At 69.6% G+C, this 14,570-nt stretch carries 11 protein-coding genes and 2 tRNA genes; 7 read left to right on the top strand and 6 right to left on the bottom strand.

Annotated features, from left to right (window positions below; translation table 11 throughout):
• Positions 1-44 precede the first annotated feature (44 nt).
• The 6 genes from OG407_RS35725 to OG407_RS35750 form a co-directional block, all read right to left on the bottom strand.
• Complete coding sequence (locus tag OG407_RS35725) at positions 45-458, bottom strand: roadblock/LC7 domain-containing protein (RefSeq protein ID WP_365306985.1); 414 nt, start codon at positions 456-458, stop codon at positions 45-47.
• A gap of 11 nt (positions 459-469) precedes the next feature.
• Positions 470-3,772: a nitrate- and nitrite sensing domain-containing protein gene (locus OG407_RS35730; protein ID WP_405863660.1), complete on the bottom strand. Its 3,303-nt coding sequence runs from the start codon at positions 3,770-3,772 to the stop codon at positions 470-472.
• 401 nt (positions 3,773-4,173) lie between these two features.
• Positions 4,174-4,749, bottom strand: a complete 576-nt coding sequence (locus tag OG407_RS35735; RefSeq protein ID WP_006375318.1) for an ATP/GTP-binding protein — start codon at positions 4,747-4,749, stop codon at positions 4,174-4,176.
• Positions 4,730-5,128, bottom strand: coding sequence for a DUF742 domain-containing protein (locus tag OG407_RS35740; RefSeq protein ID WP_019058642.1), 399 nt, complete (start codon positions 5,126-5,128; stop codon positions 4,730-4,732). The genes OG407_RS35735 and OG407_RS35740 overlap by 20 nt, the downstream gene beginning before the upstream one ends.
• A gap of 111 nt (positions 5,129-5,239) precedes the next feature.
• Complete coding sequence (locus OG407_RS35745; protein ID WP_005479910.1) at positions 5,240-5,653, bottom strand: roadblock/LC7 domain-containing protein; 414 nt, start codon at positions 5,651-5,653, stop codon at positions 5,240-5,242.
• A gap of 9 nt (positions 5,654-5,662) precedes the next feature.
• Positions 5,663-9,601 carry a nitrate- and nitrite sensing domain-containing protein gene (locus OG407_RS35750; protein ID WP_405863662.1) on the bottom strand — a complete coding sequence of 1,313 codons (3,939 nt, stop codon included), beginning with the start codon at positions 9,599-9,601 and terminating at the stop codon, positions 5,663-5,665.
• 572 nt (positions 9,602-10,173) lie between these two features.
• On the opposite strand from OG407_RS35750, the gene OG407_RS35755 reads away from it, so the two are divergent.
• The 7 genes from OG407_RS35755 (at position 10,174) to OG407_RS35785 (ending at position 14,517) form a co-directional block, all read left to right on the top strand.
• A complete protein-coding gene (locus tag OG407_RS35755; RefSeq protein WP_019058645.1) occupies positions 10,174-10,359 on the top strand; it encodes a hypothetical protein in 186 nt (61 codons plus the stop codon).
• A 79-nt stretch (positions 10,360-10,438) separates the two neighbouring features.
• Positions 10,439-11,215 carry a fumarylacetoacetate hydrolase family protein gene (locus OG407_RS35760; protein WP_329349295.1) on the top strand — a complete coding sequence of 259 codons (777 nt, stop codon included), beginning with the start codon at positions 10,439-10,441 and terminating at the stop codon, positions 11,213-11,215.
• Complete coding sequence (gltX, locus tag OG407_RS35765; protein WP_405863665.1) at positions 11,199-12,683, top strand: glutamate--tRNA ligase; 1,485 nt, start codon at positions 11,199-11,201, stop codon at positions 12,681-12,683. Before OG407_RS35760 ends, gltX begins: the two co-directional genes overlap by 17 nt.
• Positions 12,684-12,797: 114 nt before the next feature.
• Positions 12,798-13,457, top strand: coding sequence for a DUF4241 domain-containing protein (locus tag OG407_RS35770; protein ID WP_405863667.1), 660 nt, complete (start codon positions 12,798-12,800; stop codon positions 13,455-13,457).
• 50 nt (positions 13,458-13,507) lie between these two features.
• Positions 13,508-14,239, top strand: a complete 732-nt coding sequence (locus OG407_RS35775; protein WP_405863669.1) for an HAD family hydrolase — start codon at positions 13,508-13,510, stop codon at positions 14,237-14,239.
• 91 nt (positions 14,240-14,330) lie between these two features.
• Positions 14,331-14,402: transfer RNA gene (locus OG407_RS35780), tRNA-Gln, on the top strand.
• A gap of 42 nt (positions 14,403-14,444) precedes the next feature.
• Positions 14,445-14,517, top strand: a tRNA-Glu gene (locus OG407_RS35785).
• Positions 14,518-14,570 lie beyond the last annotated feature (53 nt).

The raw sequence follows: 14,570 nt of genomic DNA on the forward strand, positions 1-14,570 counted from the left end.
CCGAAACCTTATGGCTCAGAACGCCAAAACGCACCGTCCGCTGGTTAGTTGAGAAGGCTCCCTTGGAGCTCTGATCGAAGGTCCGGGGTCAGGACCGAGCCGGTACGGTCCACCAGAAGGGCCATCTCGTACCCAATGAGGCCGATGTCCGCCTCGGGGTGTGCGAGGACCGCGAGGGAGGAACCGTCGGATACGGACATGAGGAAGAGGAATCCCCGCGCCATCTCCACAACCGTCTGGTTCACGGCGCCGCCCTCGAAGATGCGGGAGGCGCCCGCGGTCAGCGAGGTCAGGCCCGATGCGACGGCCGCCAACTGGTCGGCACGGTCACGCGGGAAGCCGTCGGACATCGCCAGAAGGAGTCCGTCGGCGGAGACCACCACCGTGTGGGACACACCTGGGGTGTTGTCCACGAAGTTGGTGATCAACCAGTTCAGGTTCTGCGCCGCCTGGCTCATCGGGCTCACAACTAACGCTCCTGGTTGTAGGTGCTGTCGGAGCCGAAGCCCTGACCGTTCGTTTCACTGCCTTCGCTCCGTCCACGCTGGACGCCGCGGCGCAGGTTGCTCAGCCTGCCCCGGATGTCCTCGGGAGCGCGGGAGACCTGTGGGCCTCCCTGGGGGGTGCTCTCGGCGGTGCCCTCGACCAGGTTGGCCTTGGGTACCCGCCTCGGCAGGCCGGAGGAGGTGACCCCGCCCGCCTTGGGCTTCTTCAGTGCCGACGCCTGCTGCCAGCGCTCGTCGTTCGCCGAGCGCCAGTCCACGGCTCCGGTGCCGCCGTTCGCGGTGCCGAAGACATCGACCTTGCTCTCCGGCGCCGCTGAGGCCGACGGCCCCGGCTGCGCGGGCTGCGAACCGTTCGTGCTCGTACCGTTCGCGGCCGAACCGCGGCGCGGCAGTCCGGCGTCGGTCAGCGCGTGGACGGCGGAGGGGGTCGGTCCCGGACGCTCGAAGCCTACGTGGTCCCGCTCACTCACGTCAGCGGCCTGCGTGGACTCCGCTTCCGGAGCGTACTGGTCCGGGTACCCGTTGCGGTAACCGTCCTGCTGGGGCCAGTCGTCCTGGTAGGACGGCTCTTCGAAGCCCGGATACGTCTCCGGCCCCGTGGGGTGCGGTGACGCGTGCTCCTCCTGCGCCGGCTCCGCGTACCCGGGTTCCGGGTAGCCGCCGTTCGACGGGAAGGAGTCGGGGAAGGCGTCGGCCTGCGGCGCGGCGCCGTTCGGCGCGAAGTACTGCTCGTCGTACGAGGGTTGGCGCGGCTCGTCGTACGACGTCTGCTGCTGCTCCTCGTACGCCGGCTGACCGGTGAAGCCGGTCGGCTGGTCCTGGTAGCCCTGCTGGCCGTTGCCGTACGGCTGCTGCTGCGGGGCGTCGAACTCGTTGTACTCCCGGTACTCGCCCGCTTCGAGCTCCTGGCCCGGCTTCTGGGACTCCAGGGCCGCGCGGCGCTCCTCGCGCATCAGCGAGCGGCCCACCGGGTCCAGCTCGCGGATGTCGTCCGGCACCTCGGGGTAGCGGGTGTCGTCGAAGCCCAGCTCGGCGGCCGTGCGCAGCGGGGCCTGGTTGAAGTCCTCGCCCTGGTACTGCGGCTGCTGGGGCTGCTCCGGCATGATCTGCGAGACGGTGAACTCGTCGCGCTGGAGCTGCGACTCGCCACCGCCACCGTGCGTGATCGCGTCCGGCAGCATGACCAGCGAGGTCGTGCCGGCCTGCTCGCCGGAGGGGCGGAGCTGGACGCGGATGCCGTGCCGGTCGGACAGGCGGCCGACCACGAACAGGCCCATGCGCTGGGAGATCGCGACGTCCACGGTCGGCGGGTTGGCCAGCTTGTGGTTGATGTCCGCGAAGTCCTCGGCGGTGAGGCCGATGCCCTTGTCGTGGATCTCGATCATGACCCGGCCGTCGGGGAGACGGGTGGCCGTGACGCGGACCTTGGTCTGCGGGGAGGAGAACGTCGTCGCGTTCTCCAGCAGCTCGGCGAGCAGGTGCACGAGGTCGGTCACGGCGCGGCCGTGGATCTCGGCCTCCGGGACGCCCGACAGCTCGATGCGCTCGTACTGCTCCACCTCGGAGGAGGCGGCGCGCAGCACGTCGACCAGCGGGACCGGCTGGTCCCAGCGGCGGCCGGGCTCCTCGCCGGCGAGGACCAGGAGGTTCTCGCCGTTGCGGCGCATACGGGTCGCGAGGTGGTCCAGGCGGAAGAGGTTCTCCAGCTGGTCCGGGTCGGCCTCGTTGTTCTCCAACTCGGTGATCAGGGTCAGTTGGCCCTCGATCAGCGACTGGTTGCGGCGCGAGAGGTTGGTGAAGATCGCGTTGATGTTGCCCCGCAGGAGGGCCTGCTCGGCGGCCAGTCGTACGGCTTCGCGGTGGACCTGGTCGAAGGCTCTGGCGACTTCGCCGATCTCGTCGGTCGTGTTGATCGGGATCGGCGAGATCCGGGTGTCGACCCGGCCGGGGTCGGTGCGCGAGAGCTGGTCGACCAGCATCGGCAACCGCTGCTCGGCGATGCCGAAGGCGGCGTTGCGCAGCTGGCGCATCGCGCGGCTCATCTGCCGGGCGACGGCACCGGCCAGGATGAAGGCGAGGAGCAGGGCGACGACGACGGCGGCACCGGTGATGATGGCGTCCCGCTTGGCGGTGTCGGCGATGTCCGACGCCTCGCTCACCGCGGTGTCGGCCTTGTCCTCCTCGATCTTGCGGTACGCCTCGTACTTGAGGGTCGTGCCGGCCCACCAGTTCTGCGCGGTGATGCCCTTCTCGGCGAGCGCGGCACGCGCCGAGGTGTCGGTGGTCTGCAGTTGCGACATCGCCGTGATCATGTCGATCGGGTTCGCCGGCGGCGGCACATACGTCTCGTTGGCGGCCTTCGCCTGCGCGGCGGCCTGCTTGACCATGGTCGCGCCGTCGGTCTTGACCTTCGCCATGGCCGTGTTCAGCTTCGCGATGTCCGCGTCGGTACCACCCGCCTGGTACTCCTGGATGGCGATGCCCTCCAGGTACGCGTACGAGGTGATGGCGGTGCGCTGGGTGGCCAGGCTGCCCTGGCCGGGGCCCGGCTTCACCAGCAGGTGCATGCCGATGGAACGCTCCAGCGAGAGCGCGCCCTTGGCGAGTGCGATGGCGTAGACCGAGCGGCCGTAGCTGGTGATGTTGCCGGTGCCGAGGCCCAGTTCGTTCGAGAACTCAAGGAGCGGGTGCTCCAGGTTCACGTAGGCCTCTTCGGTCTGCACACCCGTGAACTTGGTGGTGTACGCGGCGGCCCGGATGGACGTCAGCTGCGGCTCGACCTTGCGGAAACGGCTGAGCCGGCGCTCCAGGCCCGACTGGTCCGGCATGTTCTGCGCGGCCTTGTCGAAGGTGTCCGCGGCGTCGTCCGTGGCCTTGCGGGCGGCGACGACCGTCGGGTCCTTCACGCCCTTGCCCAGCAGCAGCGGTGCGGCGGTGGAGTCACGCTCGTTGGTGATCGCGTTGCTGTAGGTCAGGGCCGCCTGCACCAGGCGGGCGGTCTTCTCCGCGTCCTCGGCGTTCTGCCAGGTGTCGATCGAGCTCTTCACCTGGAAGCCGCCCATGACGAGGCCGACCACCACGGGTATGAGCAGAATCGCGTTCAGCCTGGTCGGCACCCGCCAGTTGCGGGGGGAGAAACGGGTGCCGCTCGGAGCGGGTAGCGCCGTGGGCTCCGAGCCGGGCACAGGGGCGGGCGCCGCTCCGCGCGGCGGCGGGGTGAAGTTGCCCCGGGCCGACGGCTCGGGACCGTTCTTGCTTCGCCTCACTCGACCAACAACCTTCCGGCGGTCGGCACCTATCGTCGTGCCGCAGTGTCTCAAGCCCGTCAACGACCTCTGCCTATCAGTACGTCGTTGACTATTGGGCAGTTCAGGCATTCCAGCACGTCAGCCTGCGCGATTCCAAACAGTCGGAACGGCGGATTCCGAGTGATGTAAGCCCCAGATAAAACGGTCATAAAGAGCGAGCCCCGCCAAAAGACGGGGCTTTGTTAGCGCAGTGGCACCGGATGACCGCGACGTGTTGCGGTACCACCGGATTCCTCTGCCGAAACGTTATGAACACCGGGGCCGACCGTGTCAAAGGCCACAGCCGGCTCCGGGGTGTCTACGACAAGTGCCGTATGGCGCTGCCGACTTGAGAACTGCATGCAGAGCCCCGTCGCAAGCTACCGCAGCCGGGCCATGAGTGCGTGCTCGACCAGCGTGATCAGCGCGCTCTTCGCGTCCGAGCGGTGCCGGGCGTCCGTCGTGATGATCGGTGCGTCCGGGCCGATCTGCAGCGCCTCGCGCACCTCCTCCGGGTTGTACGGCTGGTGCCCGTCGAAGCCGTTGAGGGCGATGACGAAGGGGAGACCCGAGTTCTCGAAGTAGTCGACCGCGGGGAAGCAGTCGGCGAGACGGCGGGTGTCGACCAGGACGACGGCGCCGATCGCGCCGCGCACCAGGTCGTCCCACATGAACCAGAAACGGTCCTGACCCGGCGTACCGAAGAGGTACAGGATCAGGTCCTGGTCCAGGGTGATGCGTCCGAAGTCCATGGCCACCGTGGTGGTGGTCTTGTCCCCGGTGTGGGTGAGGTCGTCGATGCCCGCGGACGCGGACGTCATGACGGCCTCCGTGCGCAGCGGGTTGATCTCCGAGACGGCACCCACGAACGTGGTCTTGCCGACGCCGAAGCCACCCGCCACCACGATCTTCGCGGAGGTGGTCGCCCGCCCTCCGTCAGAGCTTGCGAAGTCCACTGAGCACCCTTTCGAGCAGCGTCACGTCCGGTGCGCCGCCGTTGTTCTCGTCGCCGCCCGGCTGGTGGATGGCCACCAGTCCGGCCTCGGCGAGGTCCGCGACGAGGATCCTGGCCACACCGAGGGGCATGGCGAGGAGTGCCGACACCTCGGCCACCGACTTGACCTCGCGGCACAGGTGGCAGATGCGCTGGTGCTCAGGGAGCAGTCCCATCAGCGCTGCCGGGTCGGCCGTGGTGCTGATCAGCGCCTCGATGGCGAGCTGGTAGCGCGGCCTGGTCCGGCCGCCGGTCATCGCGTACGGACGGACCAGCGGCTGGTCGCCCTCGTCCCCGTACGGCTCGGCGTACGGGTCGTGAGAGGCGGTGGGCGGGGTCATGAATCCTCCGGGCGGGACAGCAAGTCGGTCGGGCTAGCCGTCTGACAGGGCCGGTGGGGGGATTGTGGCGGCCGGACGGTGATTTGGTGAGACGGGTGGTGCCGGGGCCGGTCAGTGAAGCAGACTGCCCTGGAGTTCGGCGCGCAGGTCCGGTGTGAGGACCGCCCCCGCACGGTCGACGAGCAGTGCCATCTCGTAGCCGACGAGACCGATGTCGCACTCGGGGTGCGCGAGCACTGCCAGGGACGAGCCGTCCGAGACGGACATGAGGAAGAGGAATCCCCGCTCCATCTCCACGACCGTCTGTGCCACGTCGCCGCCCTCGAAGATCCGGGATGCCCCGGCCGTCAGCGAGGTGAGCCCGGAGGCCACGGCCGCGAGCTGGTCGGCGCGGTCCCTCGGGAACCCTTCGGACATGGCCAGAAGGAGTCCGTCGGCAGACACGACGACGGTGTGGGACACACCCGGGGTGTTGTCCACGAAGTTGGTTATCAACCAGTTGAGGTTCTGTGCCGCCTGGCTCATCTGGCTCAACTAACGCTCCTGCTGGTGAGTGGGGCTGGGGAAGCTGCCGGTCTGGCCGGTACCCGTACCGGCCTGTCGACCCTGTGCGATGCCCCGACGGAGATTGGTCAGCCGGCCGCGTACGTCGTCAGGCGCACGGGAGACCTGCGGACCGGTTTGGTGCTGTTGCTGCTGAGCCGTGCCCGGGACGAGGTTCGCCCTGGGCACCCGGCGCGGCAGGCCGGAGGTGGTGACGCCGCCCGCGGCCGGCTGCCGTACACGCTCTGCCTGCCGGACGAGATCGTCGTTCGGCGAGCTGCGCCACGTACCGCCCGTGGGTCGTTGGGGGGGTGTCGCCGGAGCAGACGGTGCCTGCGGCTGCGGGGCGGGGGCGGAGCCGTTGGTCTGGCTCTGCTGCTCCGCCTGCTGGCCGTGGAACCAGTTGGTCTCCAGCGTGTCGTACAGCGGCGTCCTGCCGTCACCGGGACCCGTGGCAGGCGGCAACGCCTCGGGCTCCTGGCGGGTGGGACGCTGCGGGGCGGGCGGTCGCCCGGAGCCGAGGTCGGCGCCGTTGCGGTTCCCGTTGACCTGCGGCCGCTCGAACTGCCCGGTGTTCGCGGGGTTCTGACGGTTCGGCAGATTGTGCTGACCGGTGGAGCCGTTGTCAAAGCCGGGTGTCGCGAACTGGCCCGTGGAGCTGGGGTCGTACGCCTGCGGGACAGCGAACTGTCCCGTGTTGGCGGGGTTCGACGGGTTGTTGGCCTGGCTCGACGGGCCACTCGGCGGGGTGCCGAAGACGTCCGAGCGGACGAACTGGCCGCCGTTCTGCGGGGAGTTGGCGCCGGGACGCGGAGTGTCGAACTCCGGCCGCGGGAACGAGCCGGTGTCCTGCGGTCCGCCCGTACCTGGCCGCGGGAACTGCCCGCCGCCCTGCGATCCGTTCGCCCCGGGACGTGCGGACTGCCCTGTGTCCTGGGGGCCGTTGGCGCCCTGGCGGGGGAACGAGCCGGTGTTCTGCGACCCGTTGGTGCCGGGACGCTGGAACTGGCCGGTGTTCTGCGCGTCGAGGCGCGGTATCGCCGGCATCTCCGTCGTGGCCGCGGGGCCCTGGCGGTCGTCGATGCGCGGCATCCGGGAGGTCTGCTCGGCGTCCCGCTCGTCGTGACCGCGCGGGGCGTCGAGGTTGCCGCGGCCCAGCGGGGGCTGCGCGTTCTCGTCGCTCCAGCTCGGACGCTGGTTGTTGTTGCCGCCGGGCAGCTCGGCCCGCGCACCACCGCGCGGCGGGAGCTGCGGCTGACGGCCACCACGCCGCCGGCCACCACCGCGGGGCGGCTCGGGCTCGTCGTTGCCCGTGCGCTGCGGCGGCACCGGGTTGCCCTGCGGCGGGGGTCCGCCGAAGGCGTCCTGGCGACCGTCGCTGAAGCCCTGCGGGGTACCCGTACCGGCCGCCTGCATGCCCTGCGGGGCGCCCGGAGCCTGGCCGAAGAGACCGGCACCGGAACCCGCGGCCGGACGGCCCTGCGGCGCCGAGGGACCCTGAGGCCCACGCGCACCGCCCGGACCACCGGGACCGCCGGGTCCACCCGGACGTCCACCGCCCGTACCGGGCAGCGCGGCCCGCGGGCCCTGACCGGCACCGACCTGGCCGCGCGGAGCGGCCCCGGCACCGAGAAGTCCACCGTTGCCACCGGCGGGCGCACCCGCGCCGAGCGCGGAGCCGGTCTGGCCGTTGCCCCGGCGGGCCGCACCGGCACCGGCCGCGGCAGCCGCCGCGGCGGAACCGACGGCGGCCTGGCCGGGCTTGCCCGGAGCGGGCTTCTTGCCGCCCTGGGCGACGTCGACGGGGAGCATGACCAGCGCGGTCGTACCACCGGAGTCGGACGGCCGGAGCTGGATGCGGATGCCGTGGCGCTGCGAGAGGCGGCCGACCACGAACAGACCCATGCGGCGGGAGACCGAGACGTCCACGGTGGGCGGCGAGGCGAGCCGCTCGTTGATCGCCGCGAGGTCCTCGGGGGAGAGGCCGATACCGGTGTCGTGGATCTCGATCAGGACGCGGCCGTCGGGCAGCGCGTGACCGGTGACCTTGACCTTGGTCTGCGGCGAGGAGAAGGAGGTCGCGTTCTCCAGCAGCTCGGCGAGGAGGTGCACGAGGTCGTTGACCACACGGCCGGCCACTTCGGTGGTCGGCACGGAGGACAGCTCGATGCGCTCGTACTGCTCCACCTCGGAGGCGGCGGCGCGGAGCACGTCGACCAGCGGGACCGGACGGGTCCAGCGGCGGCCGGGCTCTTCACCGGCGAGGACCAGGAGGTTCTCGCCGTTACGGCGCATGCGGGTCGCGAGGTGGTCGAGCTTGAAGAGCGAGGACAGCTGGTCCGGGTCGGCCTCGCGGGACTCCAGCTCGGAGATGAGCGAGAGCTGACGCTGGATGAGGCCCTGGGAGCGGCGCGAGAGGTTGGTGAACATCGCGTTGACGTTGCCCCGCAGCATGGCCTGCTCGGAGGCGAGGCGGACGGCCTCGCGGTGCACGTCGTCGAAGGCCGAGGCCACCTGGCCGATCTCGTCCCGGGAGTGCACACCGACCGACTCCACGGACGTGTCGACGTCCTGCGGGTCGGACTCGGACAGCTGCCGGACCAGCTCGGGCAGCCGGTCCTGGGCGACCTTGTTGGCCGTCTCCTGGAGGCGGCGCAGCGAGCGGATCATGGACCGGGCGATGACGAAGGCGCCGACGAGGGAGACGCCGAGCACGAGCAGGATCAGCGCACCGGAGATGATCGCCTCGCGCTCGGAGGCTGAGCGCAGCTCGCGGGCCTTCTGCTCCATGTCTTCGAGCAGCGTGTGCTCGATCTTCTTCATCTGCTCGATCTTGGTCGAGCTGTCGTCCACCCAGTCCTTGTAGGACCGCTTGTCCAGCGAGGCCAGGCCGTTCTGGTTGTCGAGGACACGCTGGGCGTAGGTGTCGGCCGACTCGATGGTCGGGTTGCCGTCCTCGATGGGCGAGATGAGGTCCTCGGCGCCCTGGTTGCCGTAGATGTTGCGGAAGATGCTCAGTTCCGACTTCTCGCTCTCCAGAGCGGAGTCGGCGTAGAGCCGGTCGTTCGGGGAGAGGGTGCCCAGCTGCGTGTTGTTGTTCGGCAGGGCCGCCGCGATCACGGCGCGCTGCACGGACGAGAACTCCTTGGCGGCGGAGAAGGCCGCCAGGGCGCGGGTGCGCTGGATCATCTCCGGGTTGCTGGTGGCCTCCGCCATGTCCTGCGAGAGGTCCAGCAGCTGGCTGATCAGCCGGTGGTAGGCGTCGACCGTCTGCGTCGAGTTGCCCTTCGACTGGTACGCCGTCTTGCGGATCTTGTCGAGGTTGTCCAGCTCGGTCGCGAGACCGACCAGGCTCTCCCGGACGCCCTGGAGGTTGCCGCTCTTGCTGGCGCTGTCGACCTCTTCCGAGGCGTTGATGAAGTTGTCGCGGGCGCGGTCGGTCTTCTCCTCGTAGCCCTTGACCTCGTAGTCGGTGGCCTTGCCGCCGTGCGAGAGGGGACCGGCCGACTGGTCGCGCTCCTCCTGGAGCGCGGTGGCCAGCTCGGTGGCCTGCTTGGTCATGTCCGTCAGCAGCTTCATGTTGTCGAGCTGCTGGATGTCGGTCATCGAGTCGCTGATGCGCAGAGCGCCCAGCGAGGTCGCCGCGACCACCGGGAGCGCGAGCAGCGAGACCAGGCGCGTGGAGATGCGCCAGTTACGCAGAGCGACGCGCGGTCCGGGTCCTGGTGCGCCCGACGGCGGCTTCACCGGGGGCGTGGGGGTCGGGGCTGCGGACACACCGGGGCGCCCGGGGCCTCCACCGTCACCTGACGGCGCCGGGCCCGGGTTCTGGGCGTGCTGGGGCGAGGAGCTGCCGGTCTTGGGGCCAGCCCCGCCATGCGGCTCCGGCTCCGCCGAAGCACTGCCATCCCTCTTGAAACGTCCCTGCACTAGCGTCGCAACCTCTGGACCAGGCGCCCCTCCGCGCGAACGGAAGGACGGTGTCGGCGTCTTAGGGAGCGCCCTGAACGCGCCCCCCAGTGTGTGGTCGTGAGTGACCGGCGCTGCTCCCCCTTCCGCCGCCCCTGGCGCTGCGTTGCGCCCTCTGCGCGCCGGGCTGATTCTGCGGCGGTCCGTGGAATTCCAGCACAGTGCCGGATCTCCAACAAGGCCCGTAGGCCAGGCTGTGACCTGTGTGACACCGCGTGAGGGGTGCGTCACGAGACGTAGAAAGCTATTCACCCCAAAGGGTGCATATCCGCACGGCCTCCAGGGGCATGCCATGTGCCCAAGTCGCCATGATCAGGAGCGGAATAGCAGCTTCAAGGGGGCAATGTCCGTTTCGTTGAGGTGAGTTGGGGGTCCGAATTGGTCGCTTTGCCCATACGGCCGTGAGCAAACTCACACCCGGATCAGGGGCCCTTCGCGTCTTCGGCCGGGAATTGGATGTTTAGCCTGACGCTTTACATGAGGGCACATACTGCCAACCACCCACCCACGGACGACGAGGGTCGAGTACAACAGTGAAGACCACGATGATGTTCCGCAACATTGCCAACCCGCGACGCACGACGCTGGCGCACCTCACGGACGCCGAGCCGCTGCAGACGCCGGAGCTGCAGGAACACTCGCTCGACCTGCCGGCCCAGACCGCCAACCCGCGCCGCACCATCCTCATGGAGATCCCGGTCACCGCCGCCGCGGAGTAATCGCGCGAGGAGGGGCCCCGCACCGCGTTAGCCTGGAGCGTCAGACTCCAGCCAGCTCAGTGAGGGGCGCCAGGATCCCGTGCGCATCGCCAGATTCTCCATCGACGGGAACGTCGCCTTCGGCGCGGTCGAGGGCGACAAGCCGGACGAGCTCGTCCTCGACATCATCAAGGGCATCCCGTTCGCGGACTTCGAGCTCTCCGGTACGAAGGTCCCGCTCAGCAAGGTCAGGCTGCTGCCGCCGGTCCTCCCGAACAAGATCGTCGCCTACGGCCGCAACTACGCCGAGCACGCCCGCGAACTGGGCAACGAGGTGCCGGACGTCCCCTTCGCCTTCTTCAAGCCGTCCACCTCGGTGATCGGCTCCGGCGACGACATCCAGTACCCCTCCTTCACCGAGGACCTCCACCACGAGGCCGAACTGGCCGTCGTCATCGGCCGGATGTGCCGCGAGGTCCCGCGCGAGCGCGTCAAGGACGTCATCCTCGGCTACACCTGCGCCAACGACATCACCGCGCGGGACGTCCAGAAGCGCGAGAAGCAGTGGGCCCGGGCCAAGGGCTTCGACACCTCCTGCCCGCTCGGCCCCTGGGTGGAGACGGACCTCGACCCGAGCGACCTCACCATCCAGCTCACGGTCAACGGACAGCAGCGCCAGCTCGGCCGCACCAGCGAGATGATCCACTCGATCGAGGATCTGATCGTCAACATCACCGAGGCCATGACGCTGCTCCCCGGCGACGTGATCCTCACGGGCACCCCGGCAGGCGTCGGACCGCTCACCGTCGGCGACGAGGTCGCCGTCTCCATCGAAGGCATCGGCACTCTCACGAACAAGGTTGTCAAGCGTGGCTAGCGCACCCGTACGCGTCCGTTTCTGCCCCTCGCCGACCGGCAACCCGCACGTGGGCCTGGTCCGCACCGCCCTGTTCAACTGGGCGTTCGCCAAGCACCACCAGGGCACCCTGGTCTTCCGCATCGAGGACACCGACGCGGCCCGCGACTCCGAGGAGTCGTACGACCAGCTGCTCGACTCGCTGCGCTGGCTGGGCTTCGACTGGGACGAGGGCCCCGAGGTCGGCGGCCCGCACGCGCCGTACCGCCAGTCGCAGCGGATGGACATCTACAGGGACGTCGCCCAGAAGCTCCAGGACGCCGGCCGCGCCTACCACTGCTACTGCTCCACGGCGGAGCTGGACGCCCGCCGCGACGCCGCCCGCGCCGCCGGTAAGCCGTCCGGCTACGACGGCCACTGCCGCGACCTCAGCGCCGAGCAGGTCGAGGCGTACCGGGCCGAGGGCCGCACGCCGATCGTCCGGTTCCGGATGCCCGACGAGACGATCACCTTCACGGACCTGGTCCGCGGCGAGCTGACGTTCACCGCGGAGAACGTGCCGGACTACGGCATCGTCCGGGCCAACGGCGCCCCGCTGTACACGCTCGTCAACCCGGTCGACGACGCCCTGATGGAGATCACCCACGTCCTGCGCGGCGAGGACCTGCTCTCCTCCACCCCGCGCCAGATCGCCCTCTACAAGGCGCTGATCGACCTGGGCATCGCCAAGGAGATCCCCTCCTTCGGGCACCTGCCGTACGTGATGGGCGAGGGCAACAAGAAGCTCTCCAAGCGCGACCCGGAGTCCTCGCTCAACCTCTACAGGGAGCGCGGTTTCCTGCCCGAGGGACTGCTCAACTACCTTTCCCTGCTGGGCTGGTCGCTCTCCGGCGACCGGGACGTCTTCTCGATGGACGAGATGGTCGCGGCCTTCGAGATCTCCGACGTGAACCCCAACCCGGCGCGCTTCGACCTGAAGAAGTGCGAGGCGATCAACGGCGACCACATCCGCCTGCTCGACGTGAAGGACTTCACCGAGCGCTGCGCCCCCTGGCTCCAGGCCCCGTTCGCTCCCTGGGCGCCGGAGGACTTCGACGAGGCCAAGTGGCAGGCGGTCGCGCCGCACGCGCAGACCCGCCTGAAGGTGCTGTCGGAGATCACGGACAACGTCGACTTCCTGTTCCTGGCCGAGCCGGTCGAGGACGAGGCGTCCTGGACGAAGGCCATGAAGGAGGGCTCCGACGCCCTTCTCCGCACGGCCCGCGAGAAGCTGGAGTCCGCGGACTGGACCTCGGCCGAGGCCCTCAAGGAGGCCGTCCTGGCCGCCGGTGAGACCCACGGCCTCAAGCTCGGCAAGGCGCAGGCCCCGGTCCGTGTCGCCGTCACCGGCCGCACGATCGGCCTGCCGCTCTTCGAGTCCCTGGAGATCCTCGGCAAGGAGAAGACCCTCGCCAGGATCGACGCGGCCCTCGCCAGGCTGGCCGCGTAACGCACGCACGCGTGAAGGGGCGGCAGCCGCAACGGCCTGTCGTCCCTTCGGCGTTGTCAGCGCGGGGCGTTAGGGTTCCGGATCATTGAAGATCGTTCAGGAGAGGCGCCTTTCATGCCGATGACCGCTCGTGACTACACCTGGCTGTTCACGCCGGGCAGCGAGTTCAGGGAGGACGAGACCGGCACGGTCGGCGTGATCCACCTCGTCGACGGCGGCCAACTCTGGCTCCCCACCGGCCAGGTGATCGCCTGCGACCCCTTCGTCGGCCTCGGCCAGGGCGAGTTCGAGCCCTTCACGGTCGCCGTGACTCCTGGCCACTACCGCGTCGAAGCGGCCGTCGCCACCCTCACCCGGCCCGACCAACTCCCGTCCGACGACCCGCACTTGCGGGTGGCCGCCGCCCGCCTGGTCATACGGGACGAGCCCACCGCCGGCTGGGAACTCGCCCTCCAGCCCGGCCAGGACCTCGCCGCACTCACCGAGGACGAGTTCTACGGCTACGGGGTCGACGCCGGCACGGGCGCGTTCTACGACGCGTCGGTCGACGGCTCCTTCCCGGAGTGCGTGGCGGACGAGGGCCCGCTGTGGGACGCCTTCGAGCAGACCAAGTGGGCCCCGGGACCCCACCTGATCACCGCCCCCGACACCGGGCACAACCTGGCGGCCTTCACCTCCGGCTGGGGCGACGGCGCCTACCCCACCTGGATCGGCCGGACGGCGGCCGGTGAAGTCACCTGCTTCGTCACGGACTTCTTCGTCGTCCCCGTGTGACGGCGGGCCGGGGGCAGACGCGCCCCCGGGGCCCGGGTTACCGTCGGATCATGACCATTCGGGCCGTTGTCTGGGACGTCGACGACACCTTGTTCGACTACACGGGTGCGGACCGCGCGGCCATGCGCGAGCACCTGCTGGCCGAGGGGCTGACCGACGGGCACGAGAGCCTGGCGGACGCCCTGGAGCGCTGGCGGCTGGCCACCGAGTTCCACTGGGCACGCTTCTCGGCCGGCGAGGTCTCGTTCGAGGGACAGCGGCTGGACCGCGTCCGGCTGTTCCTGGACCGGGAGTTGACCGACGCCGAGGCCGAGGACTGGTTCCAGCGCTACAAGGCCCACTACGAGACCTCCTGGGCCCTCTTCCCGGATGTCCTGCCCGTCCTGGACGCCCTCGCGGCCACCCACCGGCACGCCGTCCTCTCCAACTCCAGCCTCATCGTCCAGGACCGCAAACTGCGCGCTCTCGGTGTGTACGACCGCTTCGAGGCCGTCCTGTGCGCGGCCGAGCTGGGCGTCTCCAAACCCGAGGCGGGTGCCTTCCTCGCGGCCTGCGAGGCGCTGGAACTGCCGCCGCACGAGGTGGCGTATGTCGGAGATCACCCCGAGATCGACTGGCGCGGTGCCGCGGACGCCGGACTGCTGTCCGTGTGGATCGACCGCCGCGGTGAGCACGCCCCTGGTGAGGCCCTCGTGGGGCGGCACCGGATCGTCTCGCTCGCCGAACTCCCCGCGCTCCTCGGCGCTGATACCCGTTTTGGAGCCCCGTCCACCTTCAGGTAATGTTCTTCCTGCGCCGCCGGAGAACAGACCGAAAGGTCGGCTACCTGGGGGCGAACGCTAGAACAAGATCCCGACAGGGATTGAGTCTTAGTGGCCTATGGTGTAATTGGCAGCACGACGGTTTCTGGTTCCGTTAGTCTAGGTTCGAGTCCTGGTAGGCCAGCTCGCAGAGCTCATCTGCAACCGCAGAGGTCAACTCTGCAAAGCCCCCGTTGTGTAGCGGCCTAGCACGCTGCCCTCTCACGGCAGTAGCGCCGGTTCGAATCCGGTCGGGGGTACAGATCCTTCCCAGGAAGGTGGTCGGGTCGCACCCGCCGCCTCTCATGCAGGA

Origin of the sequence: Streptomyces sp. NBC_01515 (assembly GCF_045040345.1) — a bacterium.
Lineage (GTDB): Bacteria > Actinomycetota > Actinomycetes > Streptomycetales > Streptomycetaceae > Streptomyces.

Coding starts and splice junctions, on each gene's coding strand:
- OG407_RS35775 (WP_405863669.1), top strand. CDS start 13,508: ATGACCATTCGGGCCGTTGTCTGGGACGTCGACGACACCTTGTTCGAC.
- OG407_RS35745 (WP_005479910.1), bottom strand. CDS start 5,653: ATGAGCCAGGCGGCACAGAACCTCAACTGGTTGATAACCAACTTCGTG.
- OG407_RS35740 (WP_019058642.1), bottom strand. CDS start 5,128: ATGACCCCGCCCACCGCCTCTCACGACCCGTACGCCGAGCCGTACGGG.
- OG407_RS35770 (WP_405863667.1), top strand. CDS start 12,798: ATGCCGATGACCGCTCGTGACTACACCTGGCTGTTCACGCCGGGCAGC.
- OG407_RS35725 (WP_365306985.1), bottom strand. CDS start 458: ATGAGCCAGGCGGCGCAGAACCTGAACTGGTTGATCACCAACTTCGTG.